Raw genomic sequence first — 26,242 nt, 5'->3', positions numbered from 1 at the left:
ACCTGTTGCCCTTTGGTAGTGGTTTCCACCAAACAATCATCAGAATAGGAGTTTGTATGTCTCAGAATTCAGCAGTAAACCGCCGCTTTGTGCTGGCCTCGCGTCCGAAAGGTGCCCCAACGCCAGAGAACTTCCGTCTGGAAGAAAAATCCGTCCCGGCGGCCAAAGACGGGGAACTGGTGCTGCACACCCTCTATCTCTCTCTCGACCCCTATATGCGCGGCCGTATGAGCGACGCACCGTCTTATGTGCCGCCGGTGCAAATCGACGAGGTGATGACTGGCGAAGCGGTATCCCGCGTGGTGGAATCCAAAGATCCTAACTTCAAAGTGGGTGATCTGGTTCTGGCCTACACCGGCTGGCAAGAGCGCCCGGTGGTCAGCGCCAAAGAGGTGCGCAAAGTCGAAGGCCCGGCCCTTAAGCACCCTTCTCTGGCCCTCGGCGTTTTAGGTATGCCGGGCAACACCGCCTTTATGGGGCTGCTGGACATCGGCCAGCCACAGCCGGGCGAAACCGTGGTGGTGGCCGCCGCAACCGGCCCGGTGGGTTCACTGGTCGGCCAAATTGCTAAGATTAAAGGCAGCCGCGTGGTGGGTGTCGCCGGTGGCGAAGAGAAATGCCGCTACGCGGTAGAGCATTTTGGCTTTGATGAGTGTATCGACCACCGCGCGCCGGACTTTGCTCAACGCCTAAAAGCCGCCTGCCCGGACGGCATTGACGTCTATTTCGAAAACGTCGGTGGCGCGGTGTTCGACGCGGTACTGCCGCTGCTCAACACCAAGGCGCGTATTCCGGTGTGCGGCTTGGTGTCGCAATACAATGCGTCGGAGCTGCCTGATGGCAAAGATCGCCTTTCCCTGCTGGCAAGTACTATCCTCAGAAAGCGTATTCGCATGCAGGGCTTCATCATCACGCAGGATTACGCCCACCGTTATGCCGAGTTCGCCAAGCAGATGGGTGAATGGTTCGAAGCTGGGAAAGTGAAGTTCCGCGAAGATGTAGTTGAAGGTTTAGAGAATGCGCCACAGGCGTTTATCGGCCTGCTGGAAGGTAAAAACTTCGGCAAGCTGGTAGTTCGCGTCTCGAAAGACAACGACTGATAGCTACTCAATGACAATGGCTGGGCCACGGCGTGACCGGACCCACAGGAGGTAACATGAAATTACTGATTGTATTAACGTCACACGACAGGCTCGGCGATACCGGCAAGAAAACCGGCTTTTGGCTCGAAGAGTTCACCGCCCCCTACTACCAGTTTTTGGATGCAGGGGCCGAACTGACGCTGGCGTCGCCCAAGGGCGGGCAGCCGCCGTTGGACCCGAAAAGCGATGAGCCGGATGCACAGACAGAAACTACCGACCGTTTTCGTCAGGATAAAGCCGCCCAGCAGGCACTGGGCAATACGGTGAAATTATCCACGGTGAAAGCCGATGATTTTGACGCGGTATTTTATCCCGGCGGCCACGGCCCGCTGTGGGATCTGGCTGAAGATGCTCACTCGGTGAAGCTGATTGAGTCTTTTTGGGCGGCGGGCAAGCCTGTCGCCAGCGTGTGCCACGCGCCCGGCGTGCTGCGTGACGTGAAAGACCAGCACGGGCTGCCGCTGGTGAAAGATAAACGCGTCACCGGCTTCAGTAACAGTGAAGAAGACGCGGTCGGCCTCACTGACATCGTACCGTTTTTAGTCGAAGATGAATTGAAGAAAAACGGCGGCGACTACAGTAAGGCGGCCGACTGGCGGCCTTACGTGGTGACCGACGGCAATCTGATCACCGGGCAGAATCCGGCCTCTTCCGCCAGCGTCGCGCAGGCGCTATTGAAACTGCTGGGCGGCGAAAGCGCGAAATGAGCCAAGGTCGGCTGATTGCCCTTTTTATGCTTTTTATCATCAAAAACGGGAGGAACTTATGACCTTTACACTGACCAGCCATGACCTGAAAGATGGCGAGAAAATGCCTGAAGCTCAGGTGTTCAACGGCATGGGTTATCAGGGACAGAACTTGTCGCCACACTTGGCGTGGAGCGGCGCCCCCGAAGGCACCAAAAGTTTCGCCATCACCTGCTACGACCCAGACGCCCCGACCGGCTCCGGCTGGTGGCACTGGGGCGTGGCGAATATCCCCGCCGACGTCAGCGAACTGGCGCAAGGCGCGGGCTCAGGCAAAGCAGAATTGCCGCACGGCGCGGTGCAAACCCGAACTGACTTTGGCAAGGCGGGCTACGGCGGCGCGGCACCTCCGCAGGGTGAGAGCCATCGTTACCAATTCACGATTTATGCCTTAGACGTCGACACGCTGGAAGTCGACGAAAACGCCAGCGGCGCCTATCTCGGCTTCAATATACACTTCCATACAATAGGCAAATCTTCGCTGACGGTGTTATATAGCTGAATTGTGGTACATTGCGCTGTTGCCCAGAATCACTCGACTTGCATCAGGCAGTTTGAAGGTTGACGGGTAGAAAATATGAGTAACTTTTATCAAGGAGTCAGACCCAGTGAAATTAACTACCCTGTCGCGCGCCTGCGCTATTTTGTCAGCCAGCTTGGTTCTGGCTGCTTGTAGCAGCAGTCACGAAGGCGTTTCAACCCAAGTTGCTCCGGGCACAGCCGCCAACCCAATTCTTAGCCCAGACGAAGCGGCAAACTTCACCGCCAAGAACTATCTGGCCTTCGGCGGGCGCTCTCTTCAGGTTCAGCAGCAAGGCTGGTTCCCGTCCGTAAGCGATATTTCTGCCGCGAAAACTAACTTCGTGGTTGGCACCCAGATGGGTACCGACGGCGCAGCGTACACCAGTATCCAGCAAGCCGTTGAAGCCGCCCTGCGCGTGCGTAACCACGGTGAGCGCGTGTTCATCAAAATCCTGCCGGGCACCTACACCGGCGCGGTTTACATTCCGGCTGGCGCACCGCCAATCACCCTGTTCGGTGCTGGCAACAGCGCGAGCGACGTGGTTATCCAGCAAGGTCTGGAAGCCTCTGCAACCCCTGCCGTGTACCGCGCAACGGTCAACCCGAATGGCCAGTTCATTCCGGGCAACCGCAGCGAATACATGTTCAAAGATTGTAGCGATCAGCAGTCTGACACCATCGGCGCGGGCTGTACGGCCACCGTCTGGGCACAGAGCAGCAGCCTGCAATTGCAGAACCTGACCGTGACCAACAGCCTGTTGGACACCGTGGACGCGGGTGATCACCCGGCGGTCGCTCTGCGCACCGACGGCGACAATATCGTGCTGGATAACGTGCATATTATTGGCCGCCAGAACACCCTGATGCTGACCACCGCGAACATCAAAAACCAGCCTAACAACAGCCGTTATAGCCGTGCTTACGTGCATAACAGCCTGATTGAAGGTGACCTGGATTACGTGATTGGCCGCTCAAGCGCGGTATTCGACCGCGTTGAGTTCCACACCGTGAGCAGCCGTGGCGTGAAGCAAGCTTCAATCTTCTCTCCAAACACTCCTGCTAACGTGCCTTACGGCTTCCTGGTGACCAACAGCACCCTGACTTCTGACCGCGGTTTTGAAGGTCAGGCGGCGAAAGCACAGCTGGGCCGTGCATGGGATCAAGGCGCTGAAAACGGCGGTTATGTGCCGGGCACCACGCCAAACAGCCAAGTTGTTATCCGCGATAGCCAAATCGACAGCGGCTACAACCAAGCGAACCCGTGGGGCGATGCAGCCGTGTCTGGGCGCGCCTTCGCCGGTAACGCGCCGAAAGATGAGAAGCAGGCGCGTGACCTGAATGACGTGAACTTCAACCGTCTGTGGCAGTTCAACAACGTGATCACCGCGCCGGCTAAATAAGCCCGCGAGGATCGAAAAAAGCCGCTGAGTGGATGCTCAGCGGCTTTTTTATTGGCAAGAACTCAGAACAAATTAGCCTTGGGCGACTGGCTCATTGCCGAGGCGGAAGATAGCCACCGTCTCTTCGAGATTCACCGCCTGCTCGTCCAGCGACGCGGCGGCGTTGGCCGACTGCTGCACCAGCGCCGAGTTCTGCTGGGTCACGGTGTCCATCTCCGCCACTGCCAGCGCAATCTGGCCGATACCGCGGCTCTGCTCTTCCGATGCCGACGCAATCTCATGAATAATACTGGTCACATGGCCCACCGACTGCACAATCTCCTCCATAGTGTCCCCGGCCTTGCCCACCAGCACCGAGCCGCTGTTAACCTTGCTCACTGAGTGACCAATCAGGGTTTCAATCTCTTTCGCCGCCTGCCCGCTGCGCTGCGCCAAATTGCGCACTTCGCTGGCAACCACGGCAAAGCCGCGCCCCTGCTCTCCGGCGCGCGCGGCTTCAACCGCGGCATTCAGCGCCAGAATATTGGTCTGGAAGGCGATGCTGTTGATGACCGAGGTGATTTCAGAAATCTGCTTCGAGCTGACGGCGATATCCTTCATCACCCCCACCACGTCGCTGACCAGCTTGCCGCCGCGCCCTGCCGTGTCGGCGGCGGAAGAAGCCAGTTTGCTGGCCTGACTGGCGTTGTCGGCGTTCTGCTTCACCGTCGCGGTCAGCTCTTCCATGCTGGCCGCCGTCTGGCCCAACGCCGACGCCTGCTGCTCGGTGCGAGCCGAGAGGTCAATGTTGCCCGCCGCGATTTCACTCGAGGCGCGAGTCACTTGGGTGACGCCGTTGCGAATATCACCAATGATGCCGCGCAGGTTCTGGTTCATCCCTTCGACGGCGCGGGTCAACTGCCCCACTTCATCATTGCTCTGGCTGCGAATGTGCGCGGTTAAATCACCCGCCGCGATGCGCTGGGCGACATCCAGCGTGTGGCGCAGTGGCACGGTGATTTGACGCGTCATGCGCCACGACAGCAGCGCGCCGGTCAGAATGGCGATGGTGATGATGATCAGCATCTCTTTGATGGTGCGGCTGACCTCTTCTTGGGTGTAGGTCATTTCATGATTGAGAAGCTGGTCCGACGCCGAGGTCAGCGCCAATCCGGCGGCGGCCAGACTGTCACGGATTTGCTGCGGATCACTGCCTGCTGGCGGGTTCAGCGTGTGCTGCCAGTTTTCGCGGTAACGGCGGATATTCTCCGGCATGGCGTCAACCTGCGCCTGATCGACCGGCTCCCAGTGGTAGGTTGCCACTTCGGCCAGTCGCACTTCTAACTTGTCGAGCGCCTGACGGTTTTGATCGACAAATTTCTGCTCGTGATTTGCCATGTACGAAAGCCGGGTGTATTTGGCTTCGGCCAGTAAATCATTCACTTTCTTCAGCAGCACGGCCTTTTCGGCTCGCTCGCTAATACTGGTGAGATGGTAAATGCCTGAGGCGGCGATGGAGGAACCGAGCAGCAGAACCAGCGTGAATCCTGCGGCCAGCTTGGTAGCGATGTTGGCATTATTGAAAATGCGGGTGATCCCTGAAAATAAACTCATCCTGCTCTCCCTGTTTATTATTGTTAATAAAAACTGTCTGCCCCGGCCTATCCTGTGACACGCAATAGGATGGGACATGAGGTGTTGGTAACGGGGAGAGTTATCGACAAGGAGGCCACAATGTTTAGAGGGAGATGAAAATAATTCTTATCAATCGCACGAAGTGTCTTTTTAACAAAAAAGTAATAAAAAACCCCGACTTGTCAGGGTCGGGGCAGATTTTTTCACCAGCAGAATTCGCCTGAAAAAAGGCGACTCATTAGCAGGCTTAATTTCTCACTTCAAGAATACTCACCCACATTGGGCCTTTGCCCACCGGGTACTCTTTCAGAGTGGTCAGCGCGCCGCTGCTTTGGTCAATCTTCGCCACTTCGATACCGTCAGATTTTTGGCCCGCGGTGATAACAAACTGGCCCTGATGGTCAATGTTGAAGCCGCGTGGCTGAGTCTGCGTGGCGTGATGCCCCAACAGCTCCAGCACGCTGCCATCTTCGGAGACGCTGAGCACCGAGATCAGGCTAGCAGTACGGTCGCAGGCGTAGAGGAATTTGCCGTTTGGCGTGATATGAATGTCCGCCGCCCAGCGGGTGTCTTTGAAATCAGCTGGCATGATGTTCAGCGACTGCACGCTGTGGTACTCGCCGCTGGTCACGTCTTTCTGGTAGACATCGACGCTGCTGTCCAGCTCGTTAATGCAGTAAGCAAAGTGCTGATTCGGGTGGAAAGCCATATGACGCGGGCCCGCGCCGGTTTTGGTTTTCAGCGCTTCCACATGGTGCGGCGTCGCGGCACCTTGCAGGCTGAAGTCAAACAGGCGAATGCGGTCTTCTTTCAGCGCCGGGATCATCAGCAACTGGTTGGTTGGGTCGATATTGGCCGAGTGCGGCGCCTGAATATCTTCCAGCACGTGAATTGGCGCGGTGACGATGCCTTCTTCATTGATGGGATGAATGCTGACATTGTTGAAGCTGTAAGAAGCCGAGAACAGGAAGCGGCCCTGTAGGTCCGTGCCGACGTGGGTCGGGCTGCCCGGCAGCGGAGCCATGCCCGCCTGTTCCAGCTTGCCTTCGTGGTCAATGCGGTAAGTCAGAATGCCAAACTCAGGGCGCACGCCGACATATAAACGATGACCATCAGGATGAATAACCATTGGCTGAACCTGACCAGGCACGTCAACGATTTGCAGCGGGCTCAGCTCGCCGTTTTCGCCCAGACGAAATACGTGAATTTGCTGGCTCTCAGGGCTGGCAACGTAGACAACTTGCTTCATTACATCTCCTTATTAACACCGGATTAATTTTTATTCGGGCATACGTTAAGTCATTCAAGCGTAGCTCAGGTTACCACGATAACCCAGCCTGTGGAGGTGACCTTTATGCTCTTCTGTAAGGTTTTATCGACGGTTTTTAAGGTGTAACATGGGTGAAATTTCTTCAATTCTCTGAAAACCTTACGAGCTAACTATGACCTATCGCGTAATTGCGCTTGATTTAGACGGCACCCTGCTGGACCGTCAAAAACGTATTCTTCCTGAATCTCTGGCCGTGCTGACCGAAGCCCGCGCTCAGGGCGTAAAAGTGATTGTGGTCACTGGCCGCCACCACGTGGCGATCCACCCGTTCTATCAGGCCTTACAGCTCGATACCCCGGCCATCTGCTGCAACGGTACTTATCTGTACGATTATCAGGCGCGCAAAGTCATCACCTCTGACCCGCTTGATAAAATCAAAGCCAAAAAAGTGGTGGATCTGCTCGAGCAACACGGCATTCACGGCCTGCTCTACGTAGACGATGCCATGCTGTATCAGCATTTAAACGGCCACGTCAGCCGCTCTATCGTTTGGGGTGAAGCCCTGCCAGAAGGCCAGCGGCCGAATATCGTTAAAGTCGACAGCCTGCGCGACGCTGCCGATCAGGCAAATTCAGTGTGGAAATTCGCCACCTCCCATGAAGATCTCGACGCCCTGCGCGCCTTCGCCAAGCAGGTAGAAGATGATTTAGGTTTGGCCTGCGAATGGTCGTGGCACGATCAGGTGGATGTCGCTAAACAGGGCAACAGCAAAGGCCGCCGCCTGCAGGAGTGGGTTGAATCGCAAGGCATGAGCATGGCCGACGTCATCGCCTTCGGTGACAACTACAATGACCTGAGCATGCTGGAAAATGTCGGCCTCGGCGTCGCCATGGGCAATGCGGACGACGCCATCAAACAGCGCGCCGGTCTGGTCATCGCCGACAACGAACAGCCGGGCATCGCCGAAGTGATCCGCGCGAAGGTGTTGGGTTAATCGGCAAGCTTAGGCCTGACTTACCAGGCACTGCCTTTGGGCCGTGCCTGATTTTTCCACTGACTGACCTGCGGCAGGCTTTTTGGCGAGACGTACACCGTCTCTTTGCCATCTTTGTGGGTGCGCAATAAACCCAGCTCCGCCAAGACAGTCAAATCCTTTCTGGCCGTGTTGTCCGACACGCCCAGCCGCTCTCTGACTTCCGCCACGGTAAAGATATTTTCTGGCCGCGCAAAAGCCACGTTGAGCAGGTTTTTCTGCCGCTCGTTTAATGTCGCGCCAATCTCCGACTCATACAAAAACGCATTGAGCTCGGCCCGCACCTTCACCATATGGTGAATGTAATCCACGTACTCATTCAAAGCCCGCCCGACAATGCCGCATTGATAATCAACGAAATAAGTCAAATCCATGTCATCCGTCTCGGAGTAACAATAGGACTTGGCGTAGGCCGTCGAGGCGTTTTTCAGCAGCTTGCTGATGGAGATATGGCGGAAGGCTGAATAGCCGCAGCGCAGCATATACCAGTAGAACAGCGCCCTCGCCGCGCGGCCATTGCCGTCATTGAACGGGTGAATAAACCCAATCATGAAATGCAGGATGCAGGCTTTGATTAACGGATGAAGATACTCTTTCCCCTCCAGCCGCTCATGGGGTTTGTTGGCCCATTGGAATAACAGCGACAGCCTGAGTTCGACCTCGGTATAGGTCGGCGGGTGATGAATGATCTCATTCTGAACATCCGCCACCACCACGTCGTCTGAATGGCGAAATTCTCCGGGACGATATTTTTGGTCATTAATCTCCCCCACGGCAATGGCGTGTAGCTCCTTAAAATTGGCCAAACTGAGATCTTCTGAACAATGAGCATTGACGTACTCCATCATGTGGAAATTCCCCATGATCATTTTTTCGCTCTCATCTCGCGGCGCGCGATTGACTTTAATCATCTCCAGCGCGACGCGACTGGTGGTAGCCGCCCCTTCTAGCTGGCTGGATGAAATTGACTCTTCAGCGCGCAACTCCTCGAGCAGGTGGCGCGAGGCGAAAAGTGGCTCAAGCAGCTCGCTCTCGCCGCCCGAGGTCGCCAGCCTATCGACCATCGAAATAGTTTGCTGCATCTGCGGGGTGATATTGAGGAAAGCCAACTGGTTGAAATCGTAACCATTAAGGGTCAGCAATCGTCCGTTGGCGCGACGCACCATGGTGGTGAGTGACCAGAAGATTTGCGGATTAATGCCCGCAGGAACGCGATGCCGTAGCGCATCCCAATGCAGATATTGGCCCTTTTCATTGAGCATAGAGACGAGGGGAAAGGTGGCGGTCAGCGCGTCGCCGGGGATTTCACCCACGGCGAGCAGCTTAGGAGGACGTTTGACCTTCATCTTTCACCTCAAAAAATTGAATTATTGAGATGAATGATGTTCTGCTTTGGCTCAATTTGCAAGCAATCGGGTGTTATCGACTCAGCGACACACTCTTGATCTGCGCATAGAGCCACTGGCCGGGGCGGATCATTAGCTCATCTCGGGCCCACGGAGTGATGCGCGCCCAGATGATGTGATCGGCCATGGCCAGCTTCACTTCCACCTGAGAGCCTATCTCCAGACACTCCAGCACCTTGGCGGGCAGAATGTTGCGAATGCTGCTGTTGTTGGCGGTGGGTTGCAGCACCAGCGAGACGTCGGCGGCGTTGACGCGCACGCGCATCGAGGTGCCTTCGGCGGCATCCACTTTGCCAATCCACAGGCGCTGATCGCCGATAGCCAAGGCGGTCATATCGTAGCGCGGATGATGCTCTAGCACGCTGACGTTCAGCACGCTGCTTTGCTCCTCGCGCGGCAGCCACGGGCGCATGATATTGCTGGCCCACACCTCTTCCAAATCACCCATCGCCAGCACGCTGCCGTTATCCAGCACCAGCACTTTCTCGGCCAGACGCAGGATCTCATCCAGACTGTGGGTGACGTAGAGAATCGGGATATTGACCTCTTTCGCCAGCTTCTCCAGATAAGGCATCAGCTCGCGTTTGCGCGGTAAATCCAGCGCCGCCAGCGGCTCGTCCATCAGCAGAATTTCAGGGGCGGTGAGCAAGGCGCGGCCAATCGCCACCCGCTGCTTTTCGCCACCGGAGAGCGTCAGCGGGAAACGGTTGAGCAGTGGCCCAATGCCAAGCAGCGCCACAATGCTGTCGAACTGCCCGCGCATCGAGGCCGCCATGCCGTACTGCAAATTGCCCTGCACCCGATAGTGCGGGAATAGGCGCGCGTCCTGAAATACATAGCCAATGCGGCGTTTTTCCGGCGGCAGACAGATGCCTTTTTCGGCGTCGAACAGTGGCCGATTGTTGAGCGCTATGCGCCCGGCATCAGGCTTTGTCAGCCCGCCTATGGCGTTAATCAGTGAGGTTTTCCCCGCGCCGGACAGGCCGAAAATCGCCGTGATGCCTTGCGCAGGCAGGTTTTGCGTCACCTGTAGGGTCAGATCGCCAAGCTGCTGGCTGAAGTCGAGTTCTAACATCAACCCCCCAGCCGAATGCGGCTGCGTTTCGCCAGCCAGTCGGAAATCATTAAGGAAGCCAGTGACAGAATGATCGCCAGCACGCAGAGCCGCGCCGCCGCGCCTTCTGCGCCGGGTGTTTCAATCAGGGTGTACATCGCCAACGGAATGGTGCGGGTTTCGCCGGGAATGTTGGAGACAAACGTGATGGTGGCGCCAAATTCACCAAGGGAGCGGGCGAAGGCCAGCACGATGCCGACGATGATCCCCGGCACCGAGAGAGGCAGCGTGATGGTGAAGAAGACGCGCCATGGTGACGCGCCGAGCGTGCGGGCGGCCAGCTCCAGTTTGGTGTCTACCGCCTCCAGCGCCAGCCGGATAGCGCGCACCATCAGCGGAAATGCCACCACCGCCGAGGCCAGTACCGCGCCGTGCCAACTGAAGCTAAAGCTGAAGCCAAACCAGTGGTAGAGCCATTCGCCCACCACCCCGCGTCGCCCCATCACCACCAGCAGCAAATAGCCAATCACCACCGGCGGCAGCACCAGTGGCAAGTGGATAATACTGTCGAGCAGGGATTTGCCGGGAAAACGGCAGCGGACCAACACCCACGCCATCAGAATACCAAGCGGCAAGCTGCACACTACGGCCAGACTGGACACCTTCAGACTTAAAAGTACCGCCTGCCACTCATATTCACTCAACATCATTCTTTGGGCGCAAATCCATATTGTTTGAAAATGGCTGAGGCCGCAGGCGTTTTCAGATAGTCATAAAACGCGCGAACTTCAGGCTTTTCGTGGTCTTTAACAATGGCCATTGGGTATTCGACCGGCTTGTGGCTGGGTGCCGGGAAGGTGCCAACCACTTTTACTTTTTTACTGGCAATGGCGTCTGAGCCATAAACAATCCCCAGCGGGGCTTCTTCACGCTCGACTAAAGCCAATGCGCCGCGAACATCGCTGGCGCGCGCCAGTTTCGGCTCAAGCGTGCTCCAGGCACCCAGTTTTTGCAGGGCTTCTTTGGCATAAATGCCCGCCGGAACGTGGTCAGGGTCGCCCACCGCAAGGCGGCTATCCCCTAACAGCTTGGTCCACTGGGTTTTATCATCAATCTCGACGTTGTCGATTTTACTGGCTTTCGCCGCTACCAGCACCAGCTCGTTACCCAGCAGAGTATAGCGAGTATTTTCAACAATTTGCTGCTTGCTGATGCTGTAATCCATCCACTGCTGATCAGCAGAAATAAACAGGTCTGCTGGCGCGCCCTGCTCAATCTGGCGAGCCAGCGTTGAGGAAGAAGCAAAGGAAGAGACGACCTGCACGCCCTTCTCTTTCTGATACTGGGCGGCAATGTCCTGCATCGCGTTGGTCAGCGAAGCGGCGGCAAACACCGTGACTTTATCCGCAGCCTGCGCCTGAGTCACCAGACCCGCCACCAGCACGGAACCGGCGATTAATTTACCCCAAGAAGTATTCATATTATGTTTCCTCGTTGATAGAACGCATCGTTATATAGGCGTTAATATAGCGTGGAAAACAGTCTTGTCATTCGATTTATCGGCAGGGCTTTGAGGAACTTAAAGGTTTTTGATCTGGGATATAAAGAAAGGTCGAATAACAGTGATCGGCGTAATAAAGATATAAAAAAACCCGATGTGAAAATCGGGTCCTTTAGAGAATTTTGCCACCAGCGTTAACGATGCTGCTGTTGCTGCGCTTGTTGCTGCTGATTACGGCTCTCTTTAGAGTGACCGATATTGGAAAGCACGTTGAACACTTCGCCCAATCCCCAAATCAGCCCAAGGATCACGGCGATGAAGATAGGCACCATGACCACGGCAAAAATCAAACTTCCTAAAAGTTCTAACATGATAGCCTCACTTAACTGGCTGACACGCGCCCAAGTGGCGGTGTTAAAAGCATTACTGTTGTCGATAATAGCAGCCATAACAGCAGAATACTTTAGCTTTTAACCAACTTAGCCCCGCAAAAAGCCTTCACACTGCTATATGTCAGTTAGAGGATAGGCGACAATAGCTGAAACGCATTCAAAGGAACCCCACATGCAAGCTGAAATCTTATTAACCCTGAAATTACAGCAAAAGCTGTTCGCCGATCCGCGTCGAATTGAACTCTTAAAGCAGATCAAGGTGACGGGTTCGATCAGTCAGGGCGCCAAGCTGGCGGGCATTAGCTATAAAAGCGCTTGGGATGCGATTAATGAAATGAACCAGCTGGCCGACGAGGTGCTGGTTGAACGCAGTACCGGCGGCAAAGGCGGCGGCGGCGCGCTGATCACCCGCTACGGCGAGCGACTGTTGCAACTCTATGATCTGCTGGCAAAAATCCAGCAAAAAGCTTTTGACGTGCTGAAGGATGACTCCCTGCCCCTCGACAGCCTACTGGCCGCCATTTCGCGCTTTTCTCTGCAAACCAGCGCCCGTAACCAGTTCTTTGGCAAAGTGGTTGAGCGCGACCATCTCTCCGTCCAGCAGCATATTGAAGTGCTGCTCAATGATGGCACCACCCGCATTCGCGTAGCGTTGACCGAGCAGAGCGCCGACCGGCTGGCCCTGACGCCGGGCAAAGAGGTGTTGGTGCTGATTAAAGCCCCGTGGGTCAACCTGCGCACCGAAGCCACCCACGCCGATAACTCTTTGCCGGGGGCGATTCAAAGCATTCAGCAGGGCAAAGACAACAGCGAAGTGCTGGTACAGCTGGCCGGTGGCGACATCCTCTGCGCCACGGTACCCAATGCCAATGTCATACAACTGTCATTAACCGAAGGCCAAAATGTGTTCGCTGAATTTGAAGACGACAAGGCGATCATTGCCACGCTGTGCTAGAAAAAGCTTATCTATCAGAATCTTGCACAATAAGATTTGACAGTTTGCAGAATCGTCAATTGACTTCATTTTCTTCCGGGATTATCTCTAAGAAAATAATATCACTGCAATTTATGGATGAGACATGGCTTCGTTGCATATCTCGCAGGGCGTTTTCCGCCTGAGCGACACCCGCACCCTTACTCTTTCTGATTTACGCATTCAACAAGGCGAAAGCTGGGCCTTTGTTGGTTCCAACGGCAGTGGGAAATCGGCGCTGGCACGTGCTCTGGCAAGCGAACTGGTCCAACTGCAAGGTGAAAGCCACGGCGATTTTCACAACATTGTGCGCCTGTCATTCGAACAGCTTCAAAAGCTGGTAGAAGAAGAGTGGCAGCGCAATAACACCGACCTGCTTAGCCCGGATGAAGACGACACCGGCCGCACCGCCGCCGAGATAATCCAAGAGCAGGTGAAAGACCCGCAGCGCTGCGCCACGCTCGCCGCGCAGTTTGGCATTACCAAGCTGCTCGACCGCCGCTTCAAATACCTCTCCACCGGGGAAACCCGTAAGACGCTGCTCTGTCAGGTATTGATGCAGCAACCCGATTTGCTGGTATTGGATGAGCCTTTCGACGGGCTGGACGTCAATGCCCGCGCGCAGTTAGCCGAGCTGCTGGCCGGACTCGCCCAGCAGGGGCAGACGCTGGTGCTGGTGCTAAACCGTTTCGACGATATTCCACCGTTTGTTCAGCACGTGGGCGTTTTGGCCGACTGCACGCTGGCGACCATTGGCCCGCGCGAACAAGTGATGGCGGACGCGCTGGTGGCCCAGTTGGCACACAGTGAAAACCTGCAGGGTATGGCGCTGCCTGAGCCGGAAGACCCGGCACAGCGCGTGCGCCCCGCCGATGGCCCGCTGATTATTCTGCGTAACGGCGTGGTGGAATATAATGACCGCCCTATCCTGCACGGCCTGAGCTGGCAAGTGGATCAGGGCCAGCATTGGCAAATCGTCGGCGAGAACGGCGCGGGTAAATCTACCCTGCTGAGCCTGATCACCGGCGACCACCCGCAGGGCTACAGCAATGACCTGACGCTGTTTGGCCGCCGTCGCGGATCGGGCGAAACCATCTGGGACATCAAACGCCACATCGGTTATGTCAGCAGCAGCCTGCATCTCGACTATCGCGTCAGCTCCAGCGTGCGCAACGTCATCACCTCGGGCTTCTTCGACTCTATCGGCATTTATCAGGCCGTGTCTGACCGCCAGCTGTTCCTCACTAACCAGTGGCTCGACCTGCTCGGCTTGGGCGGCAGCAAAGGCGATACGCCATTCCACAGCCTGTCATGGGGCCAGCAGCGACTGGCGCTGATTGCCCGCGGATTAGTGAAACACCCGGCGCTGTTAATCCTCGATGAGCCGCTACAAGGGCTTGACCCGATTAACCGCCAACTGGTGCGCCGCTTTGTCGACGTGCTGATTAGCGAGGGCGACACCCAGCTGCTGTTTGTCTCGCACCATGCTGAAGACGCGCCGGAGTGCATCACCCATCGCCTCTCCTTCGTGCCTGATGGCAATATCTACCGTTATCAGCTCGATGCTTTGAAGTAAAAACGCCTCTCTTCCCCAAATAGTCATCGCGCTATTTGGGGAATTCATTCAAGTGTAAACGATTACACACCACGCCTTCTCTGCTTCCCTGCCCATAATCCTGCCACTGCGCGCCCCGCTGTATTAAGGCGGATACAGGTGCTAGACTGTGATGTAAGCGATTCCATGAACTTGAGCCTAGATCACCTTTTTCAGCCTCGCTGCATGGTATCTTAAGCTCAACATGACTCTCAGGGAGCAATTATGTACGTCTTAGTTACGGGTGGTAGCGGTTACATTGGCAGTCATACCTGCGTGCAATTGATTGAAGCAGGTTATACGCCAATCATTTTAGATAACCTGCACAACAGCAAAGCCAGCGTCCTCGAGCGAATCACCACGCTGAGTGGCAAAACGCCACTGTTCTATCAGGGCGATATCCGCGATCGCGCCATCCTCGATAAGATTTTCAGCGAGCACGCCGTGCATTCGGTGATTCACTTTGCTGGCTGGAAAGCCGTGGGGGAATCCGTCGCCAAGCCGCTGGCCTATTACGACAATAACGTGAGCGGCACGCTGGTACTGGTAGAAGCCATGCGCGATGCGGGCGTTAAGAACCTGATTTTCAGCTCTTCCGCCACGGTTTATGGCGACCAGCCAAAGACCCCTTATGTCGAAAACTTCCCGACCGGCAACCCTTCCAGCCCGTATGGCCGCAGCAAGCTGATGGTGGAACAAATTCTGCAAGACGTGCAGCGCGCCGAGCCGGACTGGAGCATCACCCTGCTGCGTTACTTCAACCCGGTGGGTGCGCATCCGTCAGGTTTGATGGGCGAAGACCCGCAGGGCATCCCGAACAACCTGATGCCGTTTATCGCACAGGTCGCCGTGGGCCGCCGCGAATCCCTGTCGATCTTCGGCAATGATTACCCAACCAAAGACGGCACCGGCGTGCGCGACTACATCCACGTGGTGGACTTGGCCGACGGCCACATCGCCGCGATGAAAACCCTGCATAACCGCGCTGGCGTGCATATTTACAACCTCGGCGCGGGCTTCGGCCACAGCGTGCTCGAAGTGGTTAATGCCTTCAGCAAAGCCTGCGGCAAGCCGGTGAAGTACCACTTCGCCCCGCGCCGCGATGGCGACCTGCCAGCCTACTGGGCTGACCCAAGCAAAGCCGCTAATGAGCTGAACTGGCGCGTCACCCGCACGCTGGAAGATATGGCCAACGATACCTGGTTGTGGCAGTCCAAAAACCCGCAGGGTTACCCAGACTAATCGTCGCGCGCTACTGCCCGAATAAAGGAATTAACATGTCAGAATTCAACCCGATTGATCATCCACATCGACGCTATAACCCGCTGACTGACCAATGGATTTTGGTCAGCCCGCACCGGGCGAAACGTCCGTGGCAAGGCCAGCAGGAAACGCCGTCGCAGGAGACGCTGCCACAGCATGATCCTGACTGCTTCCTTTGTCCGGGCAATACCCGCGTGACCGGCGATGTGAACCCGGATTACCACGGCACCCACGTCTTCACTAACGACTTTGCCGCGCTGATGCCCGACACGCCTTTCGCGCCAGAAAGCGACGATCCGCTGATGCGTATTCAGAGCGCGCGCGGCACCAGCCGGGTTATCTGCTTCTCACCAGACCACAGTAAAACGCTGCCGCAGCTGTCGCTAAGCGCGTTAGAAGAAGTGGTTAAAACGTGGCAAGAGCAGAGTGCGGACTTGGGGAAAACCTACCCGTGGGTGCAAGTTTTTGAGAACAAAGGCGCGGCCATGGGCTGCTCTAACCCACACCCGCACGGCCAAATTTGGGCCAACAGCTTCCTGCCGAACGAAGCCGAGCGCGAAGACCGTTTGCAGCGCGCATACTTGCAACAGCAGGGTTCGCCGATGTTGCTCGATTACGCCAAGCGTGAGCAAGCCGACGGCAGCCGCACCGTGGTGGAAACCGAGCACTGGCTGGCCGTTGTGCCTTATTGGGCGGCGTGGCCGTTCGAAACCTTACTGCTGCCCAAGGCCCACGTGCAGCGCATCACCGAGCTGAGCGACGCCCAGCGCAGTGATCTGGCGCTGGCGCTGAAAAAGCTCACCAGCCGCTACGACAACCTGTTCCAGTGCTCCTTCCCCTACTCGATGGGTTGGCACGGCGCGCCGTTCACCGAAGGCGACCACGCGCACTGGCAGCTCCACGCCCATTTCTATCCGCCGCTGCTTCGTTCGGCGTCGGTGCGTAAATTTATGGTTGGCTACGAAATGCTGGCCGAAACCCAACGCGACCTGACCGCTGAGCAAGCCGCCGAGCGCCTGCGCGCCGTCAGTGATGTCCACTATCGTGAAGCCGGAGTGAAATGATGAGTCTGAAAAACAAAACCTTAGAAATCTTCGAACAGAAATTCGGTTACCCGGCGACTATCACTGTCAAGGCACCGGGTCGCGTTAACCTGATTGGCGAGCACACCGATTATAACGACGGCTTTGTGCTGCCTTGCGCCATTGATTATGAAACGGTGATCGCCTGCGCCCAGCGCAATGACCGCCAGATCCGCGTGGTGGCGGCAGATTACGACAATCAGGAAGACCTGTTCTCCCTCGACGATCCGATCCTGAGCAGCAAAACTCTGCCTTGGGCCAACTATGTGCGCGGCGTGGTGAAACACCTGCTCCAGCGCAACAAAGATTTCTCCGGTGCGGACATGGTAATTAGCGGCAACGTGCCGCAGGGCGCGGGCCTTAGCTCGTCGGCATCGCTGGAAGTGGCAGTCGGTCAGGCACTGAAATCATTGTATGACCTGCCGCTGGACGGCGTGGCGCTGGCGCTTAATGGTCAGGAAGCTGAAAACCAGTTCGTCGGCTGTAACTGCGGGATCATGGATCAGCTGATTTCCGCCCTCGGCAAGCAAGATCACTCACTGCTAATTGACTGCCGTTCGCTGGAAACCCGCGCGGTGTCGATGCCAAAAGACGCCGCGGTGGTGATCATCAACTCCAATGTGAAACGCGGTTTGGTGGACAGCGAATACAACCAGCGTCGCGAGCAGTGCGAAACCGCCGCCCGCTTCTTTGGCGTGAAAGCACTGCGCGACGTGACGCAAGAGCAGTTTGACGTGGTGGCTGACGAGCTGGATCCGGTGGTTTCCCGCCGCGCTCGCCATGTTATTTCCGAAAATGCCCGCACCTTGGCGGCGGCGGATGCTCTGGCTGCCGGTGACCTGAAGAAAATGGGCCTGCTGATGGCAGAATCTCACGCCTCCATGCGCGACGACTTCGAAATCACCGTGCCACCAATCGACAAGCTGGTGAACATTGTTAAAAACGTGATTGGTGATAACGGCGGGGTGCGCATGACCGGCGGCGGCTTCGGCGGCTGTATCGTGGCGCTGATTCCTGAATCTTTGGTTGACGACGTGCGCAGCGCGGTGGCCCGTGAATACCCTGAGCAAACCGGGCTGAAAGAGACGTTTTACGTCTGCACCGCGTCTCAGGGAGCGGGCGTATGCTAAAACCGGAAAACACCCAATTAGCCCCGGACGGTGACCCGTTCGAGCTAATAACCATTCAGAATGCGGCGGGCACTACCGCCACGTTCATGGATTGGGGCGCGACGTGGCTTTCGCTGGAATTCCCTCTCGCCGATGGCAGCAAGCGCGAGCTGCTGCTGGGCTGCGAAACGCCGCAGGGCTATGTCAATCAAAGCGCCTACCTTGGCGCAACCGTTGGTCGCTACGCCAATCGTATTGCTAAATCTCAGCTGACGATTGACGGGCAGACGTATGCGCTGGTGCCGAATCAGGGTGAAAACCAGCTGCACGGCGGGCCTGAAGGCTTTAACGCGCGGCGCTGGACGCTGTTGTCACGCAGCGCGCAGGCGGTGAGCTTCCAACTGCTCTCTGCCGATGGCGATCAGGGCTATCCGGGGAATATGACCGCCGAGGTCCACTATCGCCTCACCGATGACCATCGGCTGGAAATTCGCTATCAGGCGACGGTCGATCAGCCCTGCCCGGTTAACCTGACTAATCATGCCTATTTCAATCTGGATGGCGAGGGGCACGATGCCCGCAAACAGACGCTGCAACTGTTCGCCGAGCGTTTCTTGCCGGTCAACAGCGATGGCATTCCCTGTACCGACCTGACGCCAGTCGAGCACACCGGGCTGGATTTCCGCGCGCCAAAAACGCTGGCCGAGGATTTCCTGCGCGACCGAGAGCAGCAGCGTGTGAAAGGCTATGACCACGCGTGGTTACTCAACCGCACCTGTAACAGCGCGGAGCATCCGGCGGCGCACCTGTGGTCAGCCGACGGCAAGGTTAAAATGAGCGTATTTACCTCAGCGCCCGCGCTACAGGTCTACACGGGCAATTTCCTGCGCGGTACGCCGAATCGCTCTGGCGCAGAGTATGAAAACTTTCAGGGAGTAGCGCTGGAAACGCAGTTCCTGCCCGACAGCCCAAACCACCCTGAATGGCCGCAGCCTAGCTGCTGGATAAAACCCGGTCAGAGCTATCGTTCGCAGACGGTTTATCAATTTTTCGCATTATAAACCGCCACATGATTCAGACCGACGGGGCCGCAAGGCCCTGTTTTCTTTGCGCACTCTCCCCTTTCCTTCACTTTCTGCGACAGCTGCTACGCTTTTTTAATGCTAAAGCGCAAAGGCCGATCTACGCTTAGGGGGTGTCCCGTTAGTGGGACGTCTGAAAAGGAATCCGTTATGCGTTTATCTGTGGTTTTACCTCTGCTTACTACGCTGTTCATTGGCGGCTCGGCACTTGCCGCTGATGCTGTAAAAGCCCCTTCTGCCGCGCAGACGGCACAACGTCAGAAAATGACTGATTGTAATCAACAGGCCACCACGCAGTCGCTGAAAGGCGATGAGCGTAAAACCTTTATGAGCCACTGTTTGAAGGCTGAAACTAAGCCGGATCAGAAGTTGACCGACCAACAAAACAAGATGAAAACCTGTAATGCCGACGCAGCCAAAAAAGAGCTGAAAGGTGATGCCCGTAAGACGTTCATGAGCACTTGCCTGAAAAAAGCAGGCTAAGCGGCTGAACTGAACTCTTAAATTCGCTATGGTGAGTGACCAATGCGCGCCGCAGGCAGCATGAGATGCAACAATCAGATTGCCGTCTGCGGCGCACAAGCCATATAATGATAACAGTTATCATTGAATATTCAGTTAATTGAGGAGTTTAGCTATGGCTGTAACCAAGCTGGTTCTGGTAAGACACGGCGAAAGTCAGTGGAACCAAGAAAACCGCTTTACCGGTTGGTACGATGTTGACCTGTCCGAGAAAGGGCAGAAAGAAGCTAAAGCTGCGGGTAAACTGCTGAAAGACGAAGGCTTCCAGTTCGATTTCGCCTACACCTCCGTGCTGAAACGCGCTATCCACACATTGTGGAACGTATTAGACCAACTGGACCAACCTTGGCTGCCAGTTGAGAAATCCTGGAAACTGAACGAACGTCACTACGGCGCGTTGCAGGGTCTGGATAAAGCTGAAACCGCTGCTAAATACGGCGACGAGCAAGTTAAACAGTGGCGTCGCGGCTTCGCGGTAACCCCACCAGAATTAGACAAGAGCGATGAGCGTTTCCCAGGGCACGACCCGCGTTACGCAAAACTGCGCCCTGAAGAGCTGCCAACGACGGAAAGTCTGGCTCTGACCATCGATCGCGTTATCCCTTACTGGACTGACGTTATCAAACCACGCATTGAAAGCGGCGAGCGCGTGATCGTTGCTGCTCACGGTAACTCCCTGCGTGCGCTGGTTAAATACCTTGATAATCTGAGCGAAGACGAAATCCTGGAACTGAACATCCCTACCGGTGTTCCATTGGTTTACGAATTCGACGAGAACTTCAAACCTATCAAACGCTACTACTTAGGTGATGCCGACGAGATCGCAGCGAAAGCCGCAGCCGTTGCTAACCAAGGTAAAGCGAAGTAATTAGCCTCGGCTAAACTTCAGATAGCAAAACGGGGCCAATCGGCCCCGTTTTTTATGTCTGCTTTTCAGCGAGCGGCGTGCTAAAACTTAGCCGCGACGCGCTTTCACAGCATCCGCTAACTGGCGCAGCAGCACTTCAGTGTCTTCCCAACCAATGCAGCCGTCGGTGACGCTTTTGCCGTAAACCAGTGGTTCGCCGCTGTCGAGGCTCTGGTTGCCTTCCACCAAGTGGCTTTCAACCATCACGCCAATAATCGACTGTTCGCCGTTTGCCAGTTGGCCACAAACGTCAGTACAGACTTCCATCTGCTTTTTATACTGTTTGCTGCTGTTAGCGTGGCTGAAGTCGATCATGATTTGCGCTGGCAGGCCGCCTTTCTTCAGGCCTTCTTTCACTGCTTTCACATCTTCAGCGCTGTAGTTTGGCTCTTTGCCGCCGCGCAGAATGATATGGCAGTCGTTGTTGCCGCTGGTGCTGACAATCGCCGAGTGGCCCCATTTGGTGACCGACAGGAAGCAGTGTGGCGCGCCCGCCGCGTTGATAGCGTCGATGGCCACTTTGATGGTGCCATCGGTGCCGTTTTTGAAGCCAACTGGGCAAGAGAGGCCGGACGCCAGCTCGCGGTGTACCTGAGATTCAGTGGTACGCGCGCCGATAGCGCCCCAACTCATCAAATCTGCTAAATACTGTGGCGTGATCATGTCGAGGAATTCGCCAGCAGCCGGCAGGCCGGTGTCGTTAATATCCAGCAACAATTTACGCGCGATGCGTAAACCATCATTAATCTGGAAGCTGTTGTTCATGTGTGGATCGTTGATTAAGCCCTTCCAGCCCACGGTGGTACGTGGTTTTTCGAAGTAAACGCGCATCACGATTTCCAAGTCACCGCGCAGTTCTTCGCGCAGGCTCAGTAAACGTGCAGCGTACTCTTTGGCTGCTTTTGGGTCATTGATCGAACAAGGGCCAATAACGACGAGTAAACGATCATCGTTTCCTTTCAGTATCTTATGAATGGCATTGCGTGCCTGGGATACCGTTTTTGCGGCTTTGTCGGTAGCGGGGAATTTCTCTAACAGGGCTACAGGCGGCAAAAGTTCCTTAATGTCTTTGATGCGTAAATCGTCGTTTTGATAGGTCATAACTGTTCCAATGGGTATTTCACAATAAAGGCGTAGCAGAATGCTGAACGCATCCAATCTAGCTGCATTGTCAGCTGGTGTAAATGCACTTTAAGCCAGTATGGCTATTGCGATTAGTCTCAATAATCCTTCGACCTGTCTAACTTAAGCTAATCTTTAGATATGGCGTTTTTTGTACAGCCCTACGACAAATGAAAATTCACAACCATGAGATGGAGAGTCAGGTATGAAGAAGATCATTATGATGGTATTTGCAGCTTCGATGGCGATGGGTACGGGTGCAGCCTTTGCAGATGATTCAGGTTCAGGCAATGGCGCAGCGAATCAGGCGAACGATCCGGGTTCAATCCAGAAAATTGCCCCGAACAATGTTGATAACAGCAAAATCAACAACACTGACCAGCCAGTGAACGAAGTGCATAAAGACAAAGCGCACAAGAACACCACCAAGAAACACAGCGAAGCACATAAGAAAACGGTAGATCACAAAAAGGCCATGTGTAAAGACGGTCGCTGCCCAGACCAAGTTCCGGGCACCAACCAATCTAAAGCTACCGGTAATTAAGGTGTTATGACCCAAAGGTGTTATGACGGAAAACAAAGCTTCCGTGATTAATCCACCTCGTTAACTGTCTAAAGGGAGCCTCGGCTCCCTTTTTTATCAGCGTTTGCAAGCGATCCGGCTTCGGTTATGCTGAAAGTCCTTTTGACCACTCGTAGTGAACGTATTTTATGCCAGCCTTGCTCCTCGTTGACGATCACCCCCTCGTTCAGGTTGCTCTCGAAGCTGCCCTGCAAAAATCGGCTTTCTCTTGGCAGGTGACCAGCGTCGAAGATGACGTTCAGGCTATGGCCTCCCTGAGTGAACAGCAGTTTGCCCTCGTGGTGCTGGATATCGGCTTGCCACAGGTCGACGGGCTACAACTGATGCGCCGCATGCTGCGCCACTACCCTAATCTTATCGTGCTGATTTACACCGCGCAGGAGGAAGAGGTGTATGCTCGTTTGGCCTTTAACGCCGGGGCCAGCGGCTTTGTCAGCAAGGGCCGGCCGATGCCGCAGCTTATCGCCGCCATTGATGGACTAAGTCAGGGTGAGCGCAGCTTCCCGGACTTCATCAACCTTTGCCAGCAGGAAGAGGTGGAAGAGTCGCTGGCGCTGACGCCGAAAGAGCTACAGGTCATCGGGCTGCTGTCACAAGGGCTGTCGAATGTGCAAATCGCCGAAATGCTCAACATCAGCAATAAAACCGTCAGCACCCATAAAAACACCATTTTGCGTAAAACCGGCGCTAAGAATCTGTTCGAGCTGGCAGCCGTGTATAAAGAGTTGCAGCAGTGAGCAAGGTCATGCGCGGCCTGTGGCTGCTGCTGTTTTTGCTGCTGGCTCCTCCCCTGCAGGCGGCCCCCACCACCCTGCATTTAATGAACAACCTCAGTCTGCCCACCGATGTTTTGCTTAACGGCGTGAATAACCCGTGGCGCGGCAAAACCCTGCGCATTGGCATTCTGAGCGATAACACCAGCCCTTATAACATTCTGATCAACAATGACTTTTATGGGCTAAATGCCGACTACCTGAGCTATGTTCAGCAGGCTTTAGGTATCACGCTTGACCTGCGCGGTTACCCTTCCCTGCCCGCTTTGCAGAGCGCGCTGGCTCAGGGGGATATCGATCTGTTTTACGGTATTCCGCTAAATGCTCTGCCTTCGGGGATGTGGGCCTCAAAGCCTTATTACGTTAGCCCGCTGCGGGTGTTGCGAAACCGGCAAAATGGCCGTCAGGTGATGGTCAATTCCCACGACGCCCAGATTGCTATTAGCAAGATGACCGGCATGCAGGCTTTTGATCGCATTAGCAAATTAACCCCGGATGTCCACCTGTTCGATAACAACCTTCAGGCTATTTACTCGCTGCTGAATGGCAAAAGTGATTACCTGATTGCCGATGAAGCCAGCGCCAGTTTTATACTGGATCAGCTTCAGCTGGGGCAAATCTATCGCATTGAAAGTGCTCTGGATTTCGGCAATCTCTCTTTTGTTTTCGTCAGTAAAAACCCGGCCCTGCTCGCGGTGCTCAACCAGACCATCACCACCACGCCGATGGAGGTAATGAACACCCTGCAAGGCCGCTGGAATAAGCCCATTCCCAGCTATTTGGACGCTGGAAACGCCTCGCTGACCCCCATGGAAGAGGAGTGGGTGCGCCAGCATCCGCAGGTCACCTATGCCGCCACCGAGAACGATTATCCCTTTGTTTATCGCGGCTCTGACGGCCTGCCGCACGGCTACGTGGTGGATATTCTCAATATTATCGCGCAGAACGCTGGGCTGAAGTTTGAACCTCTGTGGGGAAGCAACCCGCAGCGCGCCGATGCGCAGGTGCATCAGGGAGAGGCGCTGTTCCGCGCAGTACTGCCTCTGTCGGCCAATTCGCGCGAGAACTACCTCAGCAGCATGCCTTTTCATCGCTCACTGTGGGGCGTGTATGTCCGCCAAAGCAGCGAAGGTGTCTCGACGTGGCAGAACTTGGCTGGCAAACGGATTGGCGTGATACGCGGCGATCTCGCCACCTCGCTGCTCCCGGCAGATATTCAGCAAACCGAATTCGACGACACCCAAACCCTGTATAACGCTCTGGCTAATGGCCAAATCGACGCGCTGGTCGACAATATTGTTTCGGCCAACTTCATCTCGCTTTCGCGCTATTCCGGTCAGATAAAGCTGGCCTTCGCCGCCAATAATATCTCTTATCCGATCTCCTTTGGCGTCGACGCGGCCTCTCCGCTGCTGCTGTCGATTTTGGACAAAAGCCTCCAGCAGATCCCGCCGCAGACACTGCAATCCCTGCGCGACGACTGGACCAGCGACCGCCGCAATCTCATTGATGCCGTCAATGACAACCGCATGCCGCCGCAAACCACGTGGCTGTTGAGCCTGCTGGCCAGCATCGTCGCGGTGCTGCTGGTGATTCTGGCTCGCCGCCAATGGCTACAGCGCCGAGAACAGCGCAAAGAGCGGCTGGAAAGGCAGATGATTGAGCTGGCACGCCAGCAGGCCGAAGCGGCCAACCGCAGCAAGAGCCAGTTCCTCGCCACCTTGAGTCACGAACTGCGCACGCCGATGCATGCCATTCTGGGCCTGCTCGAGCTGGAACTTCAGCACCAGCCCGCCAGCAGCTCAAACTTGCCGGTGATTTACAGCTCGGCGTCCTCGCTGATGAACCTGCTGAATGACCTTCAGGACCACGCCCGTCTGGATAGCGGCATTCTGACGTTGGCACCCAAGCCAATGTCACCCACCGAATGGATAGCCCAGCTTAGCCGCCTCTACCCGCCGCTGATTGGCAAGAAGCCGGTGACTTTTCAGGTCACCGCCCTCTCCTCTCTGCCCGACAGAGTGCTGATAGATAGCGATCGATTGATGCAGGTGATGAATAACCTGATTGGCAATGCGATCAAATTTACCGCACAAGGGGAAATCCGGGTCGAGTTACGCTGGCAGCAGGATCAACTGGATATCCGCGTGCTGGATAGCGGATGCGGCATTGATCCCGACGAAGTGGACATGCTTTTCCAGCCCTATTACCGCGCCAAAAGCGCCCAGCGCTTCTCGGTTCAGGGCAGCGGGCTGGGCCTGTCAGTGTGCAAAGAGATTGTTGAGAAGATGTCCGGCAAGATTGAGCTGCATTCGCGGCTGGATGTCGGCACCGAGGTTCGAGTGGTGCTTCCGGCGGCTGAAACCCACGAGCCAGTTGTCGCCCCGCCGCCTGCGCCTTCGGCTCCTAGCATAGGCGAGCTCCGCGTGGCGGTGATTGATGACCACCCGACTAACCTGCTGCTGATGCAGCGCCAGCTTGCCGCCTTGGGCATTACCGCGACGCTGTTTGATGATGGCCGCGCGCTGTTGCAGGCTCACGCCGAGCGCCCGTTTGAACTGCTGTTTATCGACTACAACATGCCGCGCCCCGACGGCGTGCTGCTGACCAAGCTGATTCGCCGCCACGAGCGCCACCATCCGCAGCTTGCGGCCAGCCAAATCGTGCTCTGCTCGGCGGACGTGCAGGAGTTCACCCGCCTGCCGCTGCAACAGCTCAATGTGCCACACTGCCTGACCAAGCCGATTTTACTAGAAGATATTCGCCAACTGCTTCCCGCCAATAGGTCAGTATTTCAGGATATTGGCGAGCGTTTGGCCCTAACCGGCAATCACGACCCTGTGCTGATTGAGAAGCTCCGCGAGACGCTGCTTCGTACTCTGCGAGAAGACCAGCTGCGCGCGGCTCAGGCTTACGCCGAGCAAGATAGGGAAACTCTGAAAGATGCGGCGCACCGAATGAAAGGCAGCCTGCTGATCCTAGGCTATCAGCAGCCTGCCGAGGCATTTCAGGCGGTGATCAGCGTCTGTCAGCAAGGCAAGACTGCCACCGAGGCCTATACTACAATGCATCAACTGTTGCAGGATTTGCTTCAGCAGCTTGATAGACAAGTCACTCCGGCTGCTGAAAACCGGCAAATCATCACTTAAGGA

General features: G+C 55.8%; 24 protein-coding genes. 16 read left to right on the top strand and 8 right to left on the bottom strand.

What is annotated here, in order from left to right:
* The first annotated feature begins 56 nt into the window (after window positions 1–56).
* The 4 genes from GEAM_RS04150 to GEAM_RS04135 all read left to right on the top strand — a co-directional run bounded on the left by GEAM_RS04150 (window position 57) and on the right by GEAM_RS04135 (window position 3,810).
* A complete protein-coding gene (locus GEAM_RS04150) occupies window positions 57–1,100 on the top strand; it encodes an NADP-dependent oxidoreductase (RefSeq protein WP_034788590.1) in 1,044 nt (347 codons plus the stop codon).
* Window positions 1,101–1,156: 56 nt separating this feature from the next.
* Window positions 1,157–1,849, top strand: a complete 693-nt coding sequence (locus GEAM_RS04145; protein ID WP_034788588.1) for a type 1 glutamine amidotransferase domain-containing protein — start codon at window positions 1,157–1,159, stop codon at window positions 1,847–1,849.
* Window positions 1,850–1,907: 58 nt separating this feature from the next.
* Entirely contained in the window at window positions 1,908–2,390 is a 483-nt protein-coding gene (locus GEAM_RS04140; RefSeq protein ID WP_034788585.1) for a kinase inhibitor, read from the top strand.
* A gap of 106 nt (window positions 2,391–2,496) precedes the next feature.
* Window positions 2,497–3,810, top strand: a complete 1,314-nt coding sequence (locus tag GEAM_RS04135) for a putative acyl-CoA thioester hydrolase (RefSeq protein WP_034788583.1) — start codon at window positions 2,497–2,499, stop codon at window positions 3,808–3,810.
* A 72-nt stretch (window positions 3,811–3,882) separates the two neighbouring features.
* Here the strand turns inward: GEAM_RS04135 and GEAM_RS04130 are convergent, their stop codons facing one another.
* Window positions 3,883–5,403, bottom strand: a complete 1,521-nt coding sequence (locus GEAM_RS04130) for a methyl-accepting chemotaxis protein (RefSeq protein ID WP_034788581.1) — start codon at window positions 5,401–5,403, stop codon at window positions 3,883–3,885.
* A 268-nt stretch (window positions 5,404–5,671) separates the two neighbouring features.
* Window positions 5,672–6,673, bottom strand: a complete 1,002-nt coding sequence (gene pgl, locus GEAM_RS04125; RefSeq protein WP_034788579.1) for a 6-phosphogluconolactonase — start codon at window positions 6,671–6,673, stop codon at window positions 5,672–5,674.
* 193 nt (window positions 6,674–6,866) lie between these two features.
* Between pgl and GEAM_RS04120 the strand changes: the two genes are divergently transcribed.
* Window positions 6,867–7,688, top strand: coding sequence for a pyridoxal phosphatase (locus GEAM_RS04120; RefSeq protein ID WP_034788578.1), 822 nt, complete (start codon window positions 6,867–6,869; stop codon window positions 7,686–7,688).
* Between the two features lie 20 nt (window positions 7,689–7,708).
* On the opposite strand, the gene GEAM_RS04115 is transcribed toward GEAM_RS04120, so the two are convergent.
* The 5 genes from GEAM_RS04115 to GEAM_RS04095 all read right to left on the bottom strand — a co-directional run bounded on the left by GEAM_RS04115 (window position 7,709) and on the right by GEAM_RS04095 (window position 12,059).
* A complete protein-coding gene (locus GEAM_RS04115; protein ID WP_051899403.1) occupies window positions 7,709–9,073 on the bottom strand; it encodes a Fic family protein in 1,365 nt (454 codons plus the stop codon).
* A 73-nt stretch (window positions 9,074–9,146) separates the two neighbouring features.
* Window positions 9,147–10,208, bottom strand: a complete 1,062-nt coding sequence (gene modC, locus GEAM_RS04110) for a molybdenum ABC transporter ATP-binding protein ModC (protein ID WP_034788575.1) — start codon at window positions 10,206–10,208, stop codon at window positions 9,147–9,149.
* Entirely contained in the window at window positions 10,208–10,897 is a 690-nt protein-coding gene (modB, locus tag GEAM_RS04105) for a molybdate ABC transporter permease subunit (RefSeq protein ID WP_034788571.1), read from the bottom strand. Before modB ends, modC begins: the two co-directional genes overlap by 1 nt.
* The gene (modA, locus tag GEAM_RS04100) at window positions 10,894–11,667 is read right to left on the bottom strand and encodes a molybdate ABC transporter substrate-binding protein (protein WP_034788567.1); all 774 of its coding nucleotides are present in this window, start codon (window positions 11,665–11,667) and stop codon (window positions 10,894–10,896) included. The genes modB and modA overlap by 4 nt, the downstream gene beginning before the upstream one ends.
* Window positions 11,668–11,882: 215 nt before the next feature.
* The gene (locus GEAM_RS04095; RefSeq protein WP_034788674.1) at window positions 11,883–12,059 is read right to left on the bottom strand and encodes an AcrZ family multidrug efflux pump-associated protein; all 177 of its coding nucleotides are present in this window, start codon (window positions 12,057–12,059) and stop codon (window positions 11,883–11,885) included.
* 193 nt (window positions 12,060–12,252) lie between these two features.
* On the opposite strand from GEAM_RS04095, the gene modE reads away from it, so the two are divergent.
* The 8 genes from modE to gpmA all read left to right on the top strand — a co-directional run bounded on the left by modE (window position 12,253) and on the right by gpmA (window position 20,573).
* Complete coding sequence (gene modE, locus GEAM_RS04090; protein ID WP_034788565.1) at window positions 12,253–13,035, top strand: molybdenum-dependent transcriptional regulator; 783 nt, start codon at window positions 12,253–12,255, stop codon at window positions 13,033–13,035.
* A gap of 124 nt (window positions 13,036–13,159) precedes the next feature.
* A complete protein-coding gene (modF, locus tag GEAM_RS04085) occupies window positions 13,160–14,629 on the top strand; it encodes a molybdate ABC transporter ATP-binding protein ModF (RefSeq protein WP_034788562.1) in 1,470 nt (489 codons plus the stop codon).
* 243 nt (window positions 14,630–14,872) lie between these two features.
* Entirely contained in the window at window positions 14,873–15,889 is a 1,017-nt protein-coding gene (gene galE / locus GEAM_RS04080) for a UDP-glucose 4-epimerase GalE (RefSeq protein WP_034788560.1), read from the top strand.
* Window positions 15,890–15,924: 35 nt separating this feature from the next.
* Window positions 15,925–16,974: a galactose-1-phosphate uridylyltransferase gene (galT, locus tag GEAM_RS04075; protein ID WP_034788557.1), complete on the top strand. Its 1,050-nt coding sequence runs from the start codon at window positions 15,925–15,927 to the stop codon at window positions 16,972–16,974.
* Complete coding sequence (gene galK / locus GEAM_RS04070) at window positions 16,974–18,122, top strand: galactokinase (protein WP_034788553.1); 1,149 nt, start codon at window positions 16,974–16,976, stop codon at window positions 18,120–18,122. Before galT ends, galK begins: the two co-directional genes overlap by 1 nt.
* Entirely contained in the window at window positions 18,116–19,162 is a 1,047-nt protein-coding gene (gene galM / locus GEAM_RS04065; protein WP_034788550.1) for a galactose-1-epimerase, read from the top strand. Before galK ends, galM begins: the two co-directional genes overlap by 7 nt.
* A gap of 171 nt (window positions 19,163–19,333) precedes the next feature.
* Window positions 19,334–19,666 carry a PsiF family protein gene (locus GEAM_RS04060; RefSeq protein WP_034788547.1) on the top strand — a complete coding sequence of 111 codons (333 nt, stop codon included), beginning with the start codon at window positions 19,334–19,336 and terminating at the stop codon, window positions 19,664–19,666.
* A 154-nt stretch (window positions 19,667–19,820) separates the two neighbouring features.
* On the top strand, window positions 19,821–20,573 hold the full coding sequence (gene gpmA, locus GEAM_RS04055) for a 2,3-diphosphoglycerate-dependent phosphoglycerate mutase (protein ID WP_034788541.1): 753 nt from the start codon (window positions 19,821–19,823) through the stop codon (window positions 20,571–20,573).
* An 87-nt stretch (window positions 20,574–20,660) separates the two neighbouring features.
* Here gpmA and aroG read toward each other — a convergent pair whose 3' ends face one another.
* On the bottom strand, window positions 20,661–21,713 hold the full coding sequence (gene aroG / locus GEAM_RS04050) for a 3-deoxy-7-phosphoheptulonate synthase AroG (protein ID WP_034788538.1): 1,053 nt from the start codon (window positions 21,711–21,713) through the stop codon (window positions 20,661–20,663).
* Window positions 21,714–21,939: 226 nt separating this feature from the next.
* Between aroG and GEAM_RS04045 the strand changes: the two genes are divergently transcribed.
* The 3 genes from GEAM_RS04045 to GEAM_RS04035 all read left to right on the top strand — a co-directional run bounded on the left by GEAM_RS04045 (window position 21,940) and on the right by GEAM_RS04035 (window position 26,239).
* Window positions 21,940–22,278 carry a protein YbgS gene (locus GEAM_RS04045; protein WP_034788535.1) on the top strand — a complete coding sequence of 113 codons (339 nt, stop codon included), beginning with the start codon at window positions 21,940–21,942 and terminating at the stop codon, window positions 22,276–22,278.
* A gap of 167 nt (window positions 22,279–22,445) precedes the next feature.
* The gene (locus tag GEAM_RS04040) at window positions 22,446–23,054 is read left to right on the top strand and encodes a response regulator (RefSeq protein ID WP_034788532.1); all 609 of its coding nucleotides are present in this window, start codon (window positions 22,446–22,448) and stop codon (window positions 23,052–23,054) included.
* A gap of 8 nt (window positions 23,055–23,062) precedes the next feature.
* Window positions 23,063–26,239: an ATP-binding protein gene (locus GEAM_RS04035; protein WP_034788529.1), complete on the top strand. Its 3,177-nt coding sequence runs from the start codon at window positions 23,063–23,065 to the stop codon at window positions 26,237–26,239.
* Window positions 26,240–26,242 lie beyond the last annotated feature (3 nt).

It is taken from the genome of Ewingella americana ATCC 33852 (assembly GCF_000735345.1).
In the GTDB taxonomy this organism is placed as follows: domain Bacteria; phylum Pseudomonadota; class Gammaproteobacteria; order Enterobacterales; family Enterobacteriaceae; genus Ewingella; species Ewingella americana.
The sequence above is the reverse complement of the archived record's forward strand: the minus strand, read 5'-3'. Positions and strand labels throughout refer to the sequence as shown.